The organism is Streptomyces ferrugineus, assembly GCF_015160855.1.
Taxonomy (GTDB): domain Bacteria; phylum Actinomycetota; class Actinomycetes; order Streptomycetales; family Streptomycetaceae; genus Streptomyces; species Streptomyces ferrugineus.
On sequence record NZ_CP063373.1, the window covers coordinates 8,275,963 to 8,295,022 of the forward strand.

A 19,060-nucleotide genomic window follows, 5' to 3' on the forward strand; every position below is an offset into this window, starting at 1 on the left:
TGCAGGGTGCCGAACGTGTATGGCGGCCGTACGACGACGATCCGCTGATCACACGAGACATGATCAACGGCCTGGATGCCTGCGAACCGGCGGCGCGGGAAGCGCTGCTGGCCCATCTGGCCGCGGTCATCGCCCGCCGTACGACCCCGGTGCACACGGCTGTGGCCTTCAACACCGTCTACTTCGGTTATGACGTGGAGGCTGGCGGCTACGTCGGGGGCCCCCTGGACTTCGAGGATTTTCCATCAGTCGCCCTCGGTGACACGGTGGAGGCTCTGCCGGTCGGCGCAATGATCAACATTCGTACGGGCGGTGACCTGCTGCCCGCGGAGATCGTCTACAAGGAGGGCGCCCACGCCGACCTCGACCCGTACGGCGAGACTCCGGCCTGGGTGTCCGGAGCGCCAGCTGGGGCCCGGGGCCCCGGTCTCCTCGCTCCCGACGAGACCTCCGTGCTGCGTGAGCGGCTGGTCTTCGACACCTCCGCCTTCGGGCAGGACCTTGCACCAACGAGGGAACGTCTTCAGCGGCTACGCCGTCGGCGACGTACTGACGACTTCGGACACCTCGTCGTGGAAGCCCAGTACGAGTGGGCGGACGCGGACCTGAGCGACGCCGAATATTACGCCCGCTATCTGGTCACGCGAGGCCGGGATCAGATCACCAGCGCCTTGGTACCAACGCCGTTGCCGACGCTGCTGGCGCCAGGAGTCGGGGGCGCCGAGTTGCTGGCGGCGGTGAGAGGGCTAATGAGCACCTTGCGCCAGGCTCTGGCGGAGCTCAACGCAGCGAGGATGTGGGGGGATTACGCCTTCACTCGGGCTTCGTTGGCCCGGCGGCTGGCGGACCCCGGGCCACTGGGGCGCAACGACCTGGCCCGGCTGGCCGATTCGACGGTGCGCCATGCGATACCTCGGGCCGGGCGCCGGACCGGGGTCCTGCGGCCCAGGCCGGCTTACACCGCGCTCGGCCCCGCGCTGCGCTCACACCAGGAGTGGCAGGATCAGCTCCACGGCACGGCCTATCCACTGGCTGTCTGCCACGCCAACTCCGTAGTGTCCGACTGTGCGCGGCGTGAGCAGGACGAGACGACAGGGCTACTTCCGACCGGCGTCCGGCTGAGCCTGGACGACCGATGGCAGGGAGGAGGTGTCTGGCGGGCCGAGTTCGTGGAGAGCGGCACAGATGTCGCGCCCTCGCCCGACGCTGTGGACAAGCCCGCTGGCCTGGGCTGGGCGGACAGCCTCCCGCACCAGCCTGGCCATCAGGCTCCACCACCCCCCATGCCCACGACACCGCCGCATCCCGAGTCGCAGAGTGGCCACCATGACCACCCCAGCGCCCTGCCCTTCCCAGACACCGCTGTGGATGCTCCTCCGGCCACGTCCCCTGGAGCGCTCCCGGCCATAGAGCGGACACCGGTTGGTGGGGAGGAAGCGGCACATCCGCCGCTGTGGCCAGAGGACAGCGACCTCGGCCACCACATCGACCTGGCGGCGAACGACAGCCAGATCGAGTGGGCTCAACCGCTGCGGCTGTTCCACGTGCTCCAGGAATGTCTGCCGCTCCCCGACCATGTCGCCGCCGAACTTCTCTCGCCCGGTGCTCCGCAGGGATGCGTCAGAGTAGTCCTCCACCACACAGGCCGTGATTTGCCGACCGACCAGTCGTGCCATGACGCGTACGTCACGGTGGACCGACAGGGAACACGGCTCAACGGCATCGAGTGGCCGCTAGACCTGTTCCCCGGTATATGGCTGACGTTCACCTGGCAGCGGGGGAGCAGAGTAATCCACGCGCGGACCACCCTTCTGCTACAGCCAGTGACCGTCGACGGTGAGCTGATTGAGCACCGTTACGACCCGAGAGTCCTCACCCGCGACGGATCGAACGGCCTATACGCCGGGACGGAACCTGCCGGTGAGATCCTTCCGGCGCATCAGGCCATGACCACGGTCCAGCTTCTGACCACGATCCGCAGACTGGGACTTCTGGACCGGTACGGCTGTGCGCTGCTTGCCAGGACGGATCTGCCAGCGGCCGTCCGCGCCATCACAGGCGAAGACGGCATCAAGGCCACCGGAATCGAGGCAGCCCTTGCCGAGCTGCTCAGTTCCGCACGGCTCACAATCGCCTGGGGCAGCCGTGGTGTGGACGACACCACGCACCATCCGCCTCAGCCAGGCGAGCCGACCGTGGAGCTCGTCTGCTACCGGCCGCATTGCGTCGATGCTCCGGGCGCTACGCCGGCCGGGGAAACGAACGACGTCGCAATGGCTTCCACAGGCCGGGCGGTACGCGAGCACAACGTAGCCGGGTTCCTGCGCCGGATCGGGCACCTCAAGAAAGAGGCCACCCCAGAGCAACGCGCCCTGTACCGCGAGGACCACCGAAGGTTCCGGCTAAGCGGCCCCGCCGAGTTGCCGGACGGATTCACCTACGTACGCCCACACAAACGGAGCAGATGACTCCGCATTCCCGTGATCTACCCGCACGACCCGTATCAGCCGTTGGAGCCCGTATGAGCCATCCTCGCCCATCCCACGCCGTACCCGGCGGGGAGAGCGACACCCCTTACCCTGTCGACCTCGGCACCCGCGACCGGCAGGAGGTGCCTGCCGAATTACTCGCGGCCCTGGAGGATCTATCGGCCGCGCTCACCCAGTCCCTGGACACGCGCCCGTCCCCGACGGCTGATGCCCTTCTGCGCCTCAGCGAGGCAGACATCGAGTACGCGCTCAACTCGACGCGCGTATCGTGGCGGCGCCATCTGCTCCACACGCTCCGCATTCCCATGGACGGGACCAAGGTCAACCGTGCCCTGTGCCACGACGTCCTGACACGCATCCGGCGCGACCCGGAAGCGCCCCGCGCCCGTCAGGCGGCCTGGCATCTAAGCCTTCCCGTCCTCGACGACCTGGCGCAGGCCGGCCGACAGAACGCCGCAGGCCCGTCCGATGACGGCCTTGATCCGCTCACTCACCGATGGACCCCAGCCCTGCTGCAGTTGACTGTCTGGTCGCACCTCAAGGCGAGCGCTGAGCATGCTCCCCTGTGGGCCTGGGCTCTGGACCAGCCGTGGCTGGCGGAAACGGACGTCCCGGTCCAGGCGGTGCGGGAAGCCGCACACCGGGTCGTGGAGCTGACTCAGCAAGCCCCCGCTACGCCCGAAGACAACACGATCACCAGCCACGAGACGACCGCTGCCATCAACGTCACTGCTGCGGATGCATCGGCCGCCCTCCCCGCCGGCCCCCCGGACGCGGACCAGTTGAAAGCCGCGCTGGCACGCATCGATGATGCGCTGAACGCTGCGGCCGAACCGGCCCGCCGTATAGCGGAGAACGTTGCCGCCCAAGCCCGACCGTCCACCGACGATCTGAACGTGCTGTCCGGGGTGACCGAGGCGTTCGACTCCGCCGCGCGGTGTCTGAAGGCACACGGAGTGACACCTGCCGTGGCCGACCTATCCCACTTCCGGCAGGCGACCGACACAGCACTGAGCCGGTTGTCCACCGGGCACATGCGCCGCCGGCTCGCCAAGGTGGCACAGCTGGAATGCGCCTCGGGTGACCCGGCGCTCGCTCAGGACCTGGAAACTGCCCGTGATCGGGCAGGCGCCCTGGTGGGGGCCAACGACTGGGACGCCACAGACCAAGTGGACGCCGAGGCCCTCGACGCGCTCCTGACGATGGTCGAGCGACACGCGGCGGACCATGCCCCTAACGACGTCCTCGCACTGCTACCCACGGCCGTGAAAGGCCGCTGTGCAGCATATCCAGCTGGGCGCTACAGCGAACTCCGGCTTGGATCAGCCGACCAGGAGGCTGCCGCGCCGTGTCCCCCTGAGGCCAACTCCACGCCATCCGCACCAGTCACGGCACCCCGTCCAGCCTCATCAGCCACGCAGGAAGCCTTCCCTGCCCCGTCCACGACGGGGCACACCGCGGCGCAACAGGGGCCTGCGACCCCAGACAACAGCGACCGCCATGCCACGGAGCCCCGTGACACAGGCTCCGCTGAGGCGCTCCCCGCCGTCCCCAGCCCTCGGACATCGGCACCCGAGCACCGGACCGCCAGCCCGAGTAAGACGCACCCCTCCTCGACCACGAACGCCCCCGAGAGCAGTACATCTCCCGTCGCACCGCCGAAAGATTCCGCAGTGCACAAGTCCCAGGCCGAGCAGTCGGAGATCCGCAACTCTCTGGCGGAGTTCATCTCGGCTGAGCGCTACGGTCTTGCCGCCGCCCTCGCCGCCCGTCTCGGCGAGCCACCGCAAAGGACCACCGCGCTACAACTCGCTGCCTGCACGGATGCCGTGCACTCAGCCAGCAGCGAAAGCCTTACCAAGATGCGCGCCCTTCTCGCGGATCACACCATCGACGAGTTGACGGGGGATCGTCCCGCCGCAGCGCTCACCACAGCGGCACTGCTGCGCACTGTCCTGGTGACGGGTGATCCGGAAGTAGGCGCCTCCCTGAGCCGAGTAGCGAATGGCGTGCCACCGAGCCTTGCGCGTGTAGCAGATGAGGTGGCCCAGCGAGCCCTGAAGTCGCTACTCCTGCACTCCCCGTCTCTGACCCTGGCCCGCGATCGAGCGGAACTCGAAAGGGCCGTGGAGGACGCCTGTGACGAGTGCCGGCGGAGCCTCGAGCAGGTGCCCACCATCCGGTTCCCACGCGGGCAGAAGATCGCCCACAACTGGTGGGACTCCGAAAGAGGGCTTATCGGTTCGCTGCTGCGACAGGCGGCGAACAACAACCGGAATGGGCTCGACACGCTCGCGCAAAGGGTTCGAGAACTACGCGACCCCTCAGTCCTGCAATCCACGCTGGACAAGGCAGACCGGGACTTCATGGCACCCGGAGCCCGAACGCGGCTTGAGGGATCGTCGCGCCAGGACCTATTGCGCCACGCCACAAAGAGCATCACCTTCGTTGACCGGTGGCTCCGACAAACCCAACAGCTCACTGCACAGGACACGGACTGGAGCGCCGACCAAGTGCAGGAGATGCGCACCGTGGTTCTGAGGCTCCGCGAGGACGTCCTGCGTGAGGTGGGGGAACAAGCGGTGACGGCCGATGTGCTCACGGCTGCCGCCCTGGATGCCACGGTCGCCTCCCTCTCCACGACCTTCGCCCTGCTGGCGGGGGAAATGCGACTCGACGAAACCGAGTTGCCCGCGGAACTCGCCTTGCGATCTGAGCTTCTCAAGGTTCCCGGCGCTGTGATCGGCGAAGCTGGCACCGTTCAACCGCCTGCCGAGGCATCCGTCCGCGAGTTGGTGAAAGCGGGCGGCCGTTCCTGGGAGGAGGCAGTGCAGGCCCAGGTGTCCAGCGATGTATTCACCACAGCGCACAAGATCCTCGATCTATGGGCCAACCAGCAGCTTCCACTTCTGCCTCCGCAGAGCGTGCCTCCCGAGGAATTGTGCGCCCACGTGGCGGAAGCCGGTCGGAGGGTCGCCCAGGAGCTGCGTGACATGCGGGAGCGGCTTGAGGAGACGCTGCGTCACGCCCGGGTTGACGGCGCGCTCAACGAGGAGCAGGAGCGCCTGTTCGAGCGTCGCCTGCGGGACGCCGAGCCGCGGCCCGACGGTGATCTCGCCCATGTGCGCCGGACTCTGGTGGCCCTCTCCGAGGAACTGAACCGGGCCCGAGCGGGCCACGCCGCCAAGTTGCGCACCAGGCTCGGTGGCATCAACGGGCTGTCCCCCGAGGACCAGGGCCGCGTTGAGCAGCTGATCGATGCCAGTGATTTGCTCACTGCCCACGAGCTGATCTCCCACTTGGTGAACGGTGAGAGCATCCCCGACATCCAGTCGTCCGACCGCAACTTCGCCGCCTTCTTCCCCGATGTCCCGAAGGCCATGGCCGACACGGGAGTCTGCGGCGCGCTGATCGATGCCGTCCGTCAGCGGACGCGCTACCTGGGGTTGAAAGCGCTCGACTATTCCTCTCTGTCTCCGGAGATCGCGGAGCAAACCGCGCAGGCGCTCGAAGGCTGGGCGAACCTCGCATCTCGCAAGGGCCGGGAACGCACCCACAGCGTTCGTGAAAGCGAGCTATTGAGCTTCTTCGAGTTGGCCTCCGATCAGGCGACCGCCGACGAAGCGCAACGAGCGAGGCCCCCGAGCTGTTGATCGAGATGTCTGACGTCTCAACCACGCTGCTCGGGGGCCTCGTTGGTCATCTATCCTGCCGCACTCGACCTGCCCCATGCACTCGTGGAGTGGGTGACCATGCTCGTCGTCACCCGTGAGGGCGACCGGCGATGCAAGCTCCGTCCGTCCCAGCGCGCGATGGTGGCACTGGTGTACCTGCGCGAACACACCACCCTGGCAAAGATCGCTGCCGGGTTCGGGATCAGCGAGTCCACCGCCCACGCCTACACCAGCTCGGTCATCCACCTGCTCGCCGAACGCGCACCGGGTCTGCTGAAAGTCCTGCGCGAGACCGATGCGGACTTCGTCCTGCTGGACGGCACGCTCGCCGAGTGCGACCGCGTCGGCGACGGACGAGCTGACTACTCCCACAAGCACCGCCGGCACGGAGTGAACGTGCAGGTGGTCACCGATCCGGGCGGTCGGCTGCTATGGCTCTCACCCGCACTGCCCGGCCGAGCCCACGACCTGACCGCTGCCCGCACCCACCGCATCATCCGCATCTGCGAGCGCCAAGGCGTCCCTGTCCTCGCCGACCTCGCCTACCAGGGCGGCGGCCCCTGGGTGACCACGGGCATCAAGCGCAGGCCACTGCGGGAACTCACTCTCACCGAGAAGACCATCAACCGGGCCCTGGCCGCGGCACGTGCACCGGTCGAACGCGGCGTCGCACGCCTCAAAGCCTGGCGCATCTTCCGCAGATCCCGATGCAGTCCGAACCGCATGACGTCAATCGCCAAAGCCATCCTCACCCTGGAGCGGCAACGCTGAAGAAGCTCATTGATGCCCGCCCTTCGCCTGATTGGCTACAGCAGCAAGAAGCTCCCCCAACGGATCGACAGGCCCCGCTCCGTCAGTTACCGCTTCATCGACATACCCGCAATCGAGTACACCGGGTCGGCCCTGGTGCCGGCATTCGGCTCGGGGCTGCGCGGCAGCCTGCGTGTGATGCTGGTTTGGGACCGGCCATCGTCAGAGCGGCTCATGTCCTGGATTCAGCAGGATCTGAACGACGACAGCCTGCTCATCGCATACTTCGGCACGCTGCCGGTGCGTGACCGCGAAGTACTCGCGGCGCAGTGCGCGGGCGGACGGCGGGCCCTCGTGGTACTGGACGACTCGGCCCTGGCCCATCTGGCCGCCTGCGGCAACCAGCGTCTGGACTCTGCCATGCGCGTGCTACTCCCCTTCTCGGCGGTCAATCCGTACGTGATGGGCAAACGCGCTCCGGTGGCTGAGGAGATGTTCTACGGCCGTGACACGGAACTCGACGAGGTACTGAGCACCACAGGTGAGCAGGTCGTATTCGGTGGGCGTGGCCTCGGCAAGTCGGCCCTGCTGAAGGCCGCTGGGCGCAAATACGAAGCTCAGTTGCCTGGAGCGCGGCTCAGTCTGCTCATCTCCCTGGACTCGACGTTCACCGGCACAAACGCTCCGTCATCCGTCGTCTGGGACCGGATCGGCCGCCGTCTTCTGGAACGTGAAGAGTTCACGCCGTCTCGTAAGGTGAAATCAGGCTCCGCGCTCACCCGCGAGCATGTCCTAGCCGACATTCAGGCGTGGCTGCGCACGGAACCGAAGCGGAGACTACTGATCATGCTCGACGAGGCGGACGGCTTCTTTGAGTCCGACTCACCCCAGTTCACCGAGACCAGGCTTCTGCGCGATCTAGGTGCCGATACGGATGACCGAGTGAAGGTGTTCTTCGCGGGCCTCCACTCCGTGCAGCGCTACGCGAAGATCGCCGAGAACAGCCCGTTCGGACATCTCTCTCAGAATCCCACTGTGATCGGTCCGCTGCCGCCGCAAGACGCGGTCGACCTGCTCACGAAGCCACTCCAGGCACTGGGGTACCGGTTCGAGGAACCCGCGCTGGTGCACCGCATCCTCGGCCACTGCTCGTACCAGCCGTTCCTGCTCCAGATGTTCGGACACCGTCTGGTGCAGACCATGCACGGCAAGCGGACTGGTATGGCGTCCGGTCCGCCGTACACCATCACCAGGGCCGATGTGGAGACGGTCCAGTCGGACAAAGACCTGCGGTTCAGCATCACTGAGGCTTTCCACGACACACTACGGCTCGATCCCCGCTATAACGTGATCGCGAACGTGGTCGCGCACCATGCACACCACTACGGCTTGGACGCCCGGCTCAGCCAGGTGCAGTTGCGGGAAGAGTGCACGTACTGGTGGCACGAGGGTTTCGAAAACCTGGACACGGACCGGTTCCGCGCCTACCTGTCAGAAATGGAAGGGCTCGGCGTACTCGCGCCCGACCCGGATCACCGGGGCTGGCACCTGCGCAGTGCCAATGCGCTCAGCATGATCGGGACTCTGGGAACGGTGGAGGCCGAACTGGCTCAGGCATCCAACCGGAAAGTGCCCGAACACTTCGACAGGTTCGAAGCGCGCCACCGCTCGCGTAACGGGCACTCGCACTCCCCTCTCACCGCCGATCAGATCGCGGACGTGCTGCCCGGACATGGCAACCAGGCACGCCTGGTCATCGGGACACCCGCGACCGGCGTCGACCGGGTTGCCGCGGCTCTCAAAGACGTCGCCCAGGCAACCGGCTGGGAAATGCCGCAGGTGACCAAACGCTTGGACTTCGATCGCCACCTCATGGATGGCGTCCCTGGCCGCAAGCGGGTCGTGGTGTCGGACCTCACGGAGAAGTGCCCCCGTGACAACGCCTGCCTGGAGACGATGGAGAGCGCAGTCAGCCGCATCCCCGACCGGGCCGGTGTCACTCGCTCCGCCGTGATCGTCGCAGGCCCCAACCAGCGGGCCTTGTGGTCGCTGGCCGCTGGCGGCGGACTCGAGGACGATGCCAAGATTGAGGTGCTCACCCTGCGGCGGTTCAGCTCAGACGGACTGCGCGCCTGGGCCCAGGACAACGAGGCATTCACATCCGACGCCCAGATAGAGCAGCTGCGGCAGTCCACCGGAGGCTGGCCTCTCCTCGTCGACCGGCTCTCCGCTGGTCTGTTCGCCAAGCTCCCCGAAGATGAAGCACTGCGCCAAGCGGTGGCCAGTTTGGAGGACGTCGAGGGGGCGAGGGAGTTCTTGACGGAGGCCGGCCTCGTACCGCGGACGCCGCAGTGGATTGCCTACCGCGCGGTCACTGAGTTCATGACGGATGAAGGCATGAGTGCCGGTGATCTCCTGGCTGCTGTGGAAGCCGCCACGGACGGTGACCAGATCGATGCCGTGGAGGCACTCAGCGCGCTGCGGGCCCTCCAGGTCTTCGACTCAGACACAGCGGGCAGACACCGCCTTGAGAGAGTGCTGCACGCATGCTGGGCTCGGGTTCACGCAGCCTGACTACTGGGAGTGAAGTGCTACTGCGCACCGCGAACAGGCGGGGTGCGCAGTAGCACCGAGGTGACGTTCATCCACAACGGAAACTGAGCCCCTTCGCCTGATGCAGTGGAATAACACCCAGCCGGTGCCCGCAGGGCACACCGAGTCCAGCACTCGAACAGAAAAGTAAAAAATCCGGGCATTTCTTTCTAGCGGGCTATTTGCGGGACGGCGGGCCTGACAAGGCATCAGATAGGCTCCTGACCTGGGGAAACGCCTGGGAGTCCAACGTCCTCCGGAGCCGTGTGCGCAGGTTCGAATCCTGCCGGGGGCACTCGCCGAGGATCAGCAAGAATCAAGCGCTGACTAGGGCGGATGCCGACATGAAAGAGCGGGAGACAGTCTCACTGTCTCCCGCTCTTTCTCGTTGCTGATCACGGTTCACGCGTGAGTAGCGTGTGAGGCCAACGGTCCGTGAACGCGCCACGCGCTCACTTCGGCCAGAGGGCGGCAGACAGTACCTCGTGAGTTTGCACGACCGAAAGCGCGGGCACGCCGGCGGCTAGGCTTTGCGGCGGGCCCAACTTCAAGGGGGGTTGATGACGGGATCATTTCCGACGGCAGTACCTCGGCGTTCTCATCTGCCTCGACCCGCTCCCGTAGCTTCTCTGAGATGACCAAGTAGGTTCCGCGCGGACTGGCCTCCGACACTCCGACTCCTCTCACTGCCTCCACTGCCCGCTGCCAAGAGTGCCACGAGGTGCGCAGGGCAACGCCGGACAGATCGTGTCCCAGCTGTCCGACTGTCCCAAGACTGGGCCTGACCTGCACGAATGAGCCGGACACTTAGATAGTTGACTGTCCCACGTGTCCTACCGCATGCACCCCTGCCACGTCCGATGCAGTCGCCGACTGAGGTCGAACTTAGTTGCCGTTACCAACGGCACACTCGTACCCGGACACACACAGAGACCGGGCAGCCACACTGAAATTCTGATAGGAACCAGACCAAGAAAACGTTGGCCCCGTCATCTTAATTACATAAATCTTCCCATCCGGGCCGCGAGACGCGCGCATAATTACGCGCCGCACCCCGTCAGGTACAGCCTCGAAGTAATACTCCAGCTCAGCGGGATCACTTGGATTCTCGCCAATCCTTCCCGACCGGATAATGCGGTAACCAGGCTCTTTCGAGGCGACCTTTTCCGCTGACCTAATTTCCCCCAATGGAGTTTCGCCTGCCATAGCCACCACTCGTATCTCAAGTTTTCGCCCTTTGGATTTCTCGATGTAGGTGGCGTACCCCGCATCCACATCTCGATCGAATGCGCGAGGGATGTAGAGTGAAAATCCGCCGGGATCCGTCACCCATTTGTAATCCGACTTCCTCGCGCCAGTCTCGCCTAGCGCCCATTCTGAAGGTTGATATGGGCTCGGTGTGGACGAAGAAGTCGCTCCAAGAGTCACAACCGTTCCTAGTAATCCAACCAGGAGAGCTCCAGCACCAGCCGCCATCAAATTGCGACGCGCGAAACTCTTGACGGGACCACCCAATACGCCTGCCGTGGAAGGCTCCTGAGATTTGAGCGACGAGTATTTACCCTTCTTGGACGATACTTCACTCAAAGATTGCCCAGGGAGAGTGATACCCAGAATCGCGGCTACACATCGACGCACAACGCCATATTCACCTCGCGTGGTACGACGCCCAACTGAGACATCAGTCAGAGTCTGACGGCCGAGGCCTAGCGTCGCAGCAAGCACACGCCGTGTCACATTCGCGCGGGCCATCACGCAGCCCCCTCCTGCCCCACACCAGATGGAGCATGAGACTGTGTTACCGCGCTCGAATTCTGCGGTTGAGTGGAATCGTTTGGTGGCGAACCAACCCCCTGTCCCACACCCGTAACCGCATCATTAATCGTCTGCACTCGCCCAAGCTGGGTCAACAATGCAGGAGCCGAGATTCCTACAGCGATTGCCGCATAAGCACCCGAAATTTGGCCTGACATCCCAAACAGAGCAGCCCCCGCCGCACCCAGGACCATATGGAATATGGCCGCCGTGATATCTGCCACTGGATCAAGGAACTCTCGCAGGCTCGGCGGCGGCTGCGCATCCTCTACAGTTTCTGCTCTTTGATGCTCGCGCCGTGCCGCCTGCCACGCCATGGTCTGGTTGTAGACGTCGACCAACCCGCGTAGCGATCCACCTGCGGCTCCGAGCGCGAACAGCGTTGCCGTACCCACTACCCCCTCCAATGCCTCCACGGCCCCCTCCCCGAGCCCCACACGACAACTCTGCACGAGTTCATGGCGAACGGCAGCCCGCTTGGCGTAGAGATCTCCAAACGTCACTCGGGGTCCGGACGCCCCGCTGCAACATCTAGAGGTTGTCCCGTATGAGGCGTGAGTTATCCGGTGAGGGCCAGGTTGTGGAGCCGGGCGATGCCCAGCATGGCCTGATGAACACCGTTGCCCTTGAGCCGACAGTCCCGCAGGATCTTCCAGTTCTTCACCGCGCCAGGGCGTGTTCCACCCGGGCCCGCGCCCTGCGGTGGACGGCATTCTCCGCTTCCTGGTGTGGGCTGAGGCGTGTCTGACCTCGTCGTTTGCGGTGCGGGACGAGCAGGCCGGTGCCTTGGTACCCGCCGTCGGCGATGGTCGGTGCGCCGCGGCAGGCCCGGTCGACGCCGGACTCGGTGAATGCCCGGCAGTCGTTGCGGCTGCCGGGCAGCGGAAGGCCGATCGCCACGACCAGACGGCTGTTGGCGTCGATAACGACCTGCAGGTTCGTCGAGTAGCGGTAGTTCTTGCTGGAGGCGGCGATGCTGCGGTCGCGGGTGGGCACGAGGGTGCCGTCGACGATGTAGACGGTGTCTTTGCGCGGCCGACGGGCCGGCGAGATGGCCAGCAGGGGCGCCAGGTGATCGAGGATGCGGTCGGCCGCAGACTTCGAGACCCCGAACAGCGGCGCCACTTGCCGCAATGTGAGGTTCGTGCGCCAGTACGTCGCCACCAGCAACACGCGGTTCTCCAGCGGCAGCCGCCAGGGACGGCCGCGCTGAACATCACCACCGCGACGCCGCACCAGAGCCACCAGCCTGGTGAACTGCGACTCGGTCAGTCCGGAGAACGGCTCAATCCACTTCGGATCATCCGCTGAGATCACCCCACCCATGCTCAGCCAACGCACCAACTGCCCCACCAGTTACGGGACAACCTCTAGCGGCGCGCTGGGGTACCGTGCCGCGTCCCCCGTCCGGCAAGACCGTGGGGGCGGAGATCGAGCTCAGCGGCGACGCCCCGAGCCGAAGCGCACCGGTGCTTCCCACGCCCGGGTACCCTGCCGCGCCGGGCACGCCCGGTTGAAACACCTCCAGTGCCAGGAGCCGTCGCCTCGACGCCGTAGGTCCACGTCGTCTCCCTTGCACGCACCGCATCGCGGCGGCCTCGCGAAGTCCTCCGCGTGTTCGTGAGTGAGGATCTTGCGGGCGAAGTGGCCGCCCTTGATGGTCAGCATCACCTCGCGGGAACGGCTCTGCGAGAGGGAGTTGAGGCTCCCCAGCAGAACCGTGTGCTCGTCGATGACGACGATCTTCTGGTGCATGACGTTGACGGAGACGACGGTGGGGACCACGGTCCGCAGTTGCCTGACCAGGTGTGCCTGCTTCTTCTGGCCGGTGTCGTAGGGGTCGCGGACGAAGACCGTCACGCGCACTCCACGGCGTACCGCGTCCTCCAGTACCGGGAGGATGCCGAGTAGGCGTTTCGCGGTCCAGGGGGACCAGATCCACAGGGAGGTGCGGGCCTCGGCCAGGCGGTCGGCGAACGTCTCGTAGAAGGAGATCTCGTCGTGAACGTCGGTGACTTCCACGTGGCGTGAGAGTACGTCCGCGAGGCGGGTGCTGAACGGGCCGAGAGGGATATCGGGCTGCCCACCGGGGGCAACGAGCTGACTCGCCGGGACCCACTTGGCGCGCCGGTCGTGGATCAGCGCGGCGAGCTTGCCCATGGCCGTCTGCTCGCCCGCGGCGAGGATGCGGCTGCGGCTTCCAAGGACGTACAGCCTGGTCTGTACGCGGGTGACGGCGACGTTGAAGAGGCGTACACCGTTGCGGGCCCAGGTCGTCGCCTCGGGGACCCGAGTTGCCTGGGACATCCAGAGACCGTCGCCGTAGTCGTCCTCTACCGTGTCGAAGACGACCACCGGGAACTCACGGCCCTGGAAGCGGTGTGCCGTCCCAACTTCGGCGACCTGGCCATCTGTCGACTCGTTGTCGCGGAGTGCCTCCAGAGTGGCTTCCGCCTGTACCGGGTAGGGCGTGACGACTCCGGCCGCCTCGCCGTCCTCGCGGTGGAGGTCGACCAGTGCCCGCGCCAGCAGGGCGCCGGCCGGCCACCATCCCTTGCGGCGACCCGTGCGGTGGGCCTGGGCCAGGCTCTGGAGTCCGTCGGTATCGATGATCACGATTTCGGCGTCGTCGGGTGCGCGCCGCGCGGCACGTTGTTCGACGCCGGGGCCGGGTTTCAGCACGCCGTCGTACGCGAGGGCGTTCGCGAGGCTCATGACGTCGTGGCCGAAGCGGTGCTGGATGTCCAGGACGACACAGCCGGGGTGGCTGACGGCAGCTGCGGGTGACTCGATGCCGAAGTGTTCGTAGACCTCGCGCAGGATCCAGCGGGCGACATCAGGCCTTTTCCTGGCGTCGAGTTTCGGCAGGACAGGGCCGAGCTGCATGAAGTCTCCGAGCAGAACGGCCGTGGTCTTCGCCTTGCCCACGGCCAGGAGGACTTCGGGCAGGGTCGCGGCTCCGGCCTCGTCGACCAGGACGACGTCGTACTCACCCTCGAACACGGCTCTGGTGGTTCGGAAGCGGGCGAGCGTGGTGGCCACGAGCTTCGCGCCGCGGATGATCTCGCCCTGGGCGTCGCGGGCGAGTTTGTCGTACTCCTCCTGGAGTTCGCGGTGGCGGCGTTCCAGAGCAGGACGGCTCTCCTGGTCCGCGACGACTTGAGGCTTGAGGGCTGTCGCCAGAGCATGGCGCCTGGGATGGCCGAGGTGGTCGGCCTCCGCAACGCGAGCCTCTGCCGCTTGCGAGAGGCCGAGTTCCCTGGCAAGGGTATCCAGGCGGGCGGCGGTGGTCCTGTGGGTTCGCCGGGCCTGGTCCAGGTCGTTCTCCACCGTGCGCAGGGTCGTCTGCCGGAGCGTGATCTCCTGCTTGCCGAACAGGATCCGCGCGCGCAACTCCGCCAGTCGTCCTGTGATGCCTCCCTCCTGGCGGGCGAGGACGGAACGGGCATCCGCCGCCTTCTTCTCGGCCTCCCGGGCCTGGGTTCGTACCGTCTCCAGTCTGACCCGCGCCGTTTCCCTGTCCCGCCTGGCCCGGCGCTTCGCGAAGCCCTTCAGCTGCTCGAGTCCGTCCAGAAGCTCCTGAGCCGCTGCACGATCGCTGTCAGCCAGGAGGGCCTTCGCCTCCAGGTCGGTGACCACCGACCGGAGTCGGGCGAGGTGTGCCTCGTGCTCGTCGTGGGACTTCCAGTCGGCTTGGGCCTGTTCCGTCGCCTTCACTGCTTCGACCGCGGACCGGTACGCCTCTTCCAGTCGGGTGACCGTATCTCCTTCCGCCTGAGAGTCGCGGTGCGCCTTGTCGCGCGCCCTCTTCAGGGCCCCGGATGTACGGGCGGGATCGTCCAGCCTCGTGCGGTCTGCCGCGTACGCTACTGGATCGAAGTCGGTCAGGCTCCGCTCCAGCTCCTCCAACTGACGTGCCCGCTCCCGGCCTTCGACCAATTGCGCGGCGACCGCGCGGCGCCGTGCATCGGCTTCGGCCAGCCGTTCACGCACCATCAGGGTGAGACAGACACTCGCGTCCTCTGCGACCTCTCGTAGGTGGGGCGGTCCCACTCGGACGATCTCCCCGTCTGCGTGCCGCCGCTGCTTCACTACGCCCCACAGGGCGTTGTCCACGGCGATGTTGGTGGCCGAGGCCAGCAGAACCCGTTTGCCCCGCGCGATCAGGTCACCGATGGCCCGCTTGAGGACCGTGGTCTTGCCGGTGCCCGGCGGGCCCCAGACCAGCCACAGGCCCTCACCCGTGCACGCGCGATACGCGTGCTCCTGGGCCGGCAGGAGCACGCCCTGCGGCGGCGGGGTCGGTGCGAGCCGACCCGTGCCCGCCTCGCCGCGGGCCATGAGGTGGGCCAGCGGGGCGTCGGTGAGCGCGGCCATGCCCTCCCGTAGCGCTTTGACGAGGAAGCCGGTGGGCTGCGGTTTCATCCACAGATGGGGGTCAGTGGGATCGGCGAACTCGGGAACGCGCACCCGCAAGGCGGTACCGTCCTTGAACACGTCGAGGACGGAGTGGCCGGTATCGACACCCCTCTCGTCGGGCCCGGCCAGTCTCAGGCTGTCGCCCTGAAGCTGATCCGTGCCGATGTCGGAGCCGCGCACGTCGACGACGTACTCTCCGGGCTTTCGGCCCCGTACCGCCCGCCCCAGGAGACGCCACCGGGGCTCCCGCGCCGGTACGCCCTCGTGGGCCACCCAGGCATCCAACGCCGAGACGACTTCTTCCTGCCAGCCCACATTCCCCCGCTACGACCGCGCTGCCCGGATCTTGATCCCGTAGTACCAGGGCAGACCAGCGCTGACCACCACCCAATCTGGCCATGGTGAACGCCGACCGACTCGACACCCAGGCGGTAGCATCCGGAGTAGGATAAGGAGCATGAGTGAGCCTACCCAGAAGTACTCGATCACGATGCCCCGGGACATCGCCGAAGCCGCCCGCGCCCGCAGCGGGCCCTCCGGCCTGTCTGCCTACGTCGCCGCCGCCGTCGCCCGCCAGATCGAGCGCGACAACCTCAACGAACTCATCCAGGTCGCCGAGGCAGAACACGGCCCCATCACCGAGGACGAGGTGCAGGCCCTGCGCGACCAGCTCCACGAAGCACGCGCACAGCAGACCGGCGATGAGGCGAGCGCGGCGTGACACGCTCGCCGGCCACCCCGGGCGGCACGCTGGTGCTCGACAGCGAAGGGCTGGCCAAGGCCGTGCTGCGCGACCGCACAGTCACCGGCTGGCTCGCCCTTGCACGCGCCGACGACCTGCGTGTGATCACGTCGGCGGCCACTCTGGTGGAAGTCGTCCATCCGCGCATCAACCGCCCGGCCCTGGAGTGGACACTCTCCCGCCTCGTCGTGGAGCCGGTCACCGACGCAGTCGCGCGCCACGCCGCCGCCCTGCTCACCGATGCCGGCCTGCACGGCCACAAGTACGCCATCGACGCCATGCTCAGCGCGACCGCCCTCGCCGTTCCGGGGCCCGTCACCGTGCTCACCTCCGACCCGGAAGACCTCACCGCCCTCTGCGGAACGCGCGCCACTGTCATCAAGATCTAACGCCCAAAAGTGAATGAACCACACATTTCACGATCGCGGGGCATAACCGGGATCTCACTCCTGACGCAGCATCAGAGAGCGCGCTGACCTGCGAGAACGACTGGGAGGGGTCCGGCCTCCGGAGCCGTGTGCGCAGGTTCGAATCCTGCCAGGGGCACCGGGCGTATGTCGCTCCGAGCGGCCCCGTGTCGGGGTCCCTGAACTCTTCAGCGGCTCTTCGATGTCGGTCGCGTCGACGACGGGGTTGGGTCAGGTCGGCGGGGGCGAGGGCCGGCTCTTCCGGGTGAGTGTCGGGTGCCGTCGGCTGCGCTGACGGTCGTAGGTCCGAGGGGGCGGCCTCACCGTGCCGTGTGGTCAGCCGTCGTCGGCTGTTGTCTCGGCGTCCGCCAGTCTGCCGCGGAGCATCAGGTCCATCACCCTCATGTACCGCTGGGTGCGCGGGGCGCCGAGGATGAAGGGGTTGGGGCCGTGGGGGTCGGTGCGTAGTTGTTCGGCTCGTTGGAGGCCGTAGTCGTTGGGGTGGTTGGAGAGTTCCACGTCCGTGCCTGCTTGGTGCATGTGGGTGCGGAAGGTGTGGATGGAGGACAGGTAGGTGCGGAGTTCGGCGGGGGTGGGGGGTGGGTTGGTGCCGCCCCAGAGCATGGCCGTGTGGCGGTGGGGGCCGGTGTGGACGGGGAAGATCGGGGAGACGGTGCCGGGGGTGTGGCCCGGGGTGTGGTGCAGGTGGATGGTGGTGGCGCCGAGCGTGAGGCGTTGGCCGTCGGTGATGTCCAGGTCCCGGGTGGGGGCGTGGGGTGAGTCGGAGTGGGCCGTCAGGTTCCAGTCGGCCGGTGTCATCAGGATGCGGGCGCCGTAGTGGTCGGCGAGGTGCTGTGCGCCGCCGTAGTGGTCGTCGTGGCCGTGGGTGACCACGATGTACTTGATGGTGTGCGGGTCGGCTCCCAGCGTGCGCAGGCCCGCTACGACGGTGCCTTCCGCCTCCTCCGGGGAGGTGAGGGCGTCGATCAGCACGATGCCGTCGTCCGTCAGTACGGCCGTCGCGGAGACCCAGCCCACGCTCAGCATGGCCACGTTGTCGAAGAGCAGCAGCGGCTGCGGCGCGGGTGGGCGGGGTACTACGGCGCCGGGGGTCAGTGCCTTCACGAGGGTGAGGAGCACCTGGTCGTCTCCGGCCAGTGCGCGGGCGCGGTCGTAGTACGCCTGGGCGGCTGATGTGGTGGCGCTCGCCGGTGTGGCCAGGGGGAGGGCGCCGGCTCCGGCCGTGAGGGTGAGGGCCGCGAGGTGGGTGAAGCGGCGCCTGGAGAGGGGGGCGGCCGGGTGATCGGGGTGCGGTAAGGGGGAGGTCACGGTGGTCCTCTCGGTGACTCGGAGGGCTGGGCCTGCCCTCGGGCACCTTGATCCTCACCTGTCGGCCTGCTCGCGTGGGCTGTTTGCCGTCGTGTTGGCCGGATGCGAGCCCTCAGCGGGCCGCCCCCGACTGTTCCGTCGTGCCGGCGGCTATCCGGCCTGGGGGCGGGGAGGCGGCCCCTGCTGTCGGTTCCAGTGGGCCGCATCCTCGTCGCTGAGCAGTTCCGCTGCCTGGTTCTGGGTGTGTGCGGCTGCCATTTGCGCCTCCGCCACCACATCTCCGCGTTCGCGCACCAGGTCTTCATAAATCGGCAGGTGATCGTTTTCGGCGGGTGTGCGTGTCACTGTGCCGTCCTTTCGCTGGTAATGCCGTCAGGCCCGGTTGAGGCGTGCGGCAATTCCGTGCCCGAGCAGCAAATAGAGGACGGCCGGGAGGCCGTAATTGAGGATGACCCGTAGGCCTTCCGTGTCCATCGTGAAAATATCCCGTGCCCATCCGGACAGCAGGTTCGCCGAGCCGCGCACGAACTCCACGAACGCGTTCCCCTGGTTGGCGTCGAGCAGGTACAGCACGATCCACAGGCCGAGCAGCCCCGCCGACACATCGGCGATCGTGCAGATCGTGACGGCCGTTCTGCGTGCGGTGGCCCGGTTGTCCCGGGGGCGGTTCTGGGGTGTGTGACCGTCGTGTGTCTGGTATCCGGGAACCGGGTCGGTGTTCACGAGAAATCCGATCTGACGCGTTACTGGGGACGAGACGACGGGTCACCCCACAGTGCCGGGATTCGGCCATTGCGGGGCGACTCGCTTCCACTTGGTTCTGCGCCAGGGAAAGACGGCTGT

At 66.7% G+C, this 19,060-nt stretch carries 11 protein-coding genes and 1 pseudogene; 6 read left to right on the forward strand and 6 right to left on the reverse strand.

Annotated features, from left to right (window positions below):
* The first annotated feature begins 59 nt into the window (after nucleotides 1-59).
* The 4 genes from IM697_RS36825 (at nucleotide 60) to IM697_RS36840 (ending at nucleotide 9,487) form a co-directional block, all read left to right on the forward strand.
* Nucleotides 60-2,468, forward strand: a complete 2,409-nt coding sequence (locus tag IM697_RS36825) for a hypothetical protein (RefSeq protein WP_194040662.1) — start codon at nucleotides 60-62, stop codon at nucleotides 2,466-2,468.
* A 143-nt stretch (nucleotides 2,469-2,611) separates the two neighbouring features.
* Nucleotides 2,612-6,142, forward strand: a complete 3,531-nt coding sequence (locus IM697_RS36830) for a hypothetical protein (protein ID WP_194040664.1) — start codon at nucleotides 2,612-2,614, stop codon at nucleotides 6,140-6,142.
* A gap of 42 nt (nucleotides 6,143-6,184) precedes the next feature.
* Nucleotides 6,185-6,934 carry a transposase family protein gene (locus tag IM697_RS36835; RefSeq protein WP_194038166.1) on the forward strand — a complete coding sequence of 250 codons (750 nt, stop codon included), beginning with the start codon at nucleotides 6,185-6,187 and terminating at the stop codon, nucleotides 6,932-6,934.
* Between the two features lie 12 nt (nucleotides 6,935-6,946).
* On the forward strand, nucleotides 6,947-9,487 hold the full coding sequence (locus IM697_RS36840; RefSeq protein ID WP_194040666.1) for an nSTAND1 domain-containing NTPase: 2,541 nt from the start codon (nucleotides 6,947-6,949) through the stop codon (nucleotides 9,485-9,487).
* A gap of 1,769 nt (nucleotides 9,488-11,256) precedes the next feature.
* Here IM697_RS36840 and IM697_RS36845 read toward each other — a convergent pair.
* From IM697_RS36845 to IM697_RS36855, 3 genes and pseudogenes are all read right to left on the reverse strand, one after another.
* On the reverse strand, nucleotides 11,257-11,736 hold the full coding sequence (locus tag IM697_RS36845; RefSeq protein WP_194040668.1) for a hypothetical protein: 480 nt from the start codon (nucleotides 11,734-11,736) through the stop codon (nucleotides 11,257-11,259).
* Nucleotides 11,737-11,879: 143 nt separating this feature from the next.
* Nucleotides 11,880-12,646: pseudogene (locus IM697_RS36850) on the reverse strand (transposase).
* A 111-nt stretch (nucleotides 12,647-12,757) separates the two neighbouring features.
* Nucleotides 12,758-16,054: an AAA domain-containing protein gene (locus tag IM697_RS36855; RefSeq protein WP_194040671.1), complete on the reverse strand. Its 3,297-nt coding sequence runs from the start codon at nucleotides 16,052-16,054 to the stop codon at nucleotides 12,758-12,760.
* Between the two features lie 142 nt (nucleotides 16,055-16,196).
* On the opposite strand from IM697_RS36855, the gene IM697_RS36860 reads away from it, so the two are divergent.
* Entirely contained in the window at nucleotides 16,197-16,460 is a 264-nt protein-coding gene (locus IM697_RS36860; RefSeq protein WP_194040673.1) for a CopG family transcriptional regulator, read from the forward strand.
* Nucleotides 16,457-16,870 carry a type II toxin-antitoxin system VapC family toxin gene (locus IM697_RS36865; RefSeq protein WP_194040675.1) on the forward strand — a complete coding sequence of 138 codons (414 nt, stop codon included), beginning with the start codon at nucleotides 16,457-16,459 and terminating at the stop codon, nucleotides 16,868-16,870. Before IM697_RS36860 ends, IM697_RS36865 begins: the two co-directional genes overlap by 4 nt.
* 354 nt (nucleotides 16,871-17,224) lie before the next feature.
* On the opposite strand, the gene IM697_RS36870 is transcribed toward IM697_RS36865, so the two are convergent.
* The 3 genes from IM697_RS36870 to IM697_RS36880 form a co-directional block, all read right to left on the reverse strand.
* Complete coding sequence (locus tag IM697_RS36870) at nucleotides 17,225-18,217, reverse strand: MBL fold metallo-hydrolase (RefSeq protein WP_194040677.1); 993 nt, start codon at nucleotides 18,215-18,217, stop codon at nucleotides 17,225-17,227.
* Nucleotides 18,218-18,367: 150 nt separating this feature from the next.
* On the reverse strand, nucleotides 18,368-18,562 hold the full coding sequence (locus IM697_RS36875; RefSeq protein WP_194050155.1) for a hypothetical protein: 195 nt from the start codon (nucleotides 18,560-18,562) through the stop codon (nucleotides 18,368-18,370).
* Nucleotides 18,563-18,589: 27 nt separating this feature from the next.
* The gene (locus tag IM697_RS36880; RefSeq protein WP_194040679.1) at nucleotides 18,590-18,940 is read right to left on the reverse strand and encodes a hypothetical protein; all 351 of its coding nucleotides are present in this window, start codon (nucleotides 18,938-18,940) and stop codon (nucleotides 18,590-18,592) included.
* Nucleotides 18,941-19,060: the final 120 nt, after the last annotated feature.

Coding starts and splice junctions, on each gene's coding strand:
- IM697_RS36825 (WP_194040662.1), top strand. CDS start 60: ATGATCAACGGCCTGGATGCCTGCGAACCGGCGGCGCGGGAAGCGCTG.
- IM697_RS36860 (WP_194040673.1), top strand. CDS start 16,197: ATGAGTGAGCCTACCCAGAAGTACTCGATCACGATGCCCCGGGACATC.
- IM697_RS36840 (WP_194040666.1), top strand. CDS start 6,947: ATGCCCGCCCTTCGCCTGATTGGCTACAGCAGCAAGAAGCTCCCCCAA.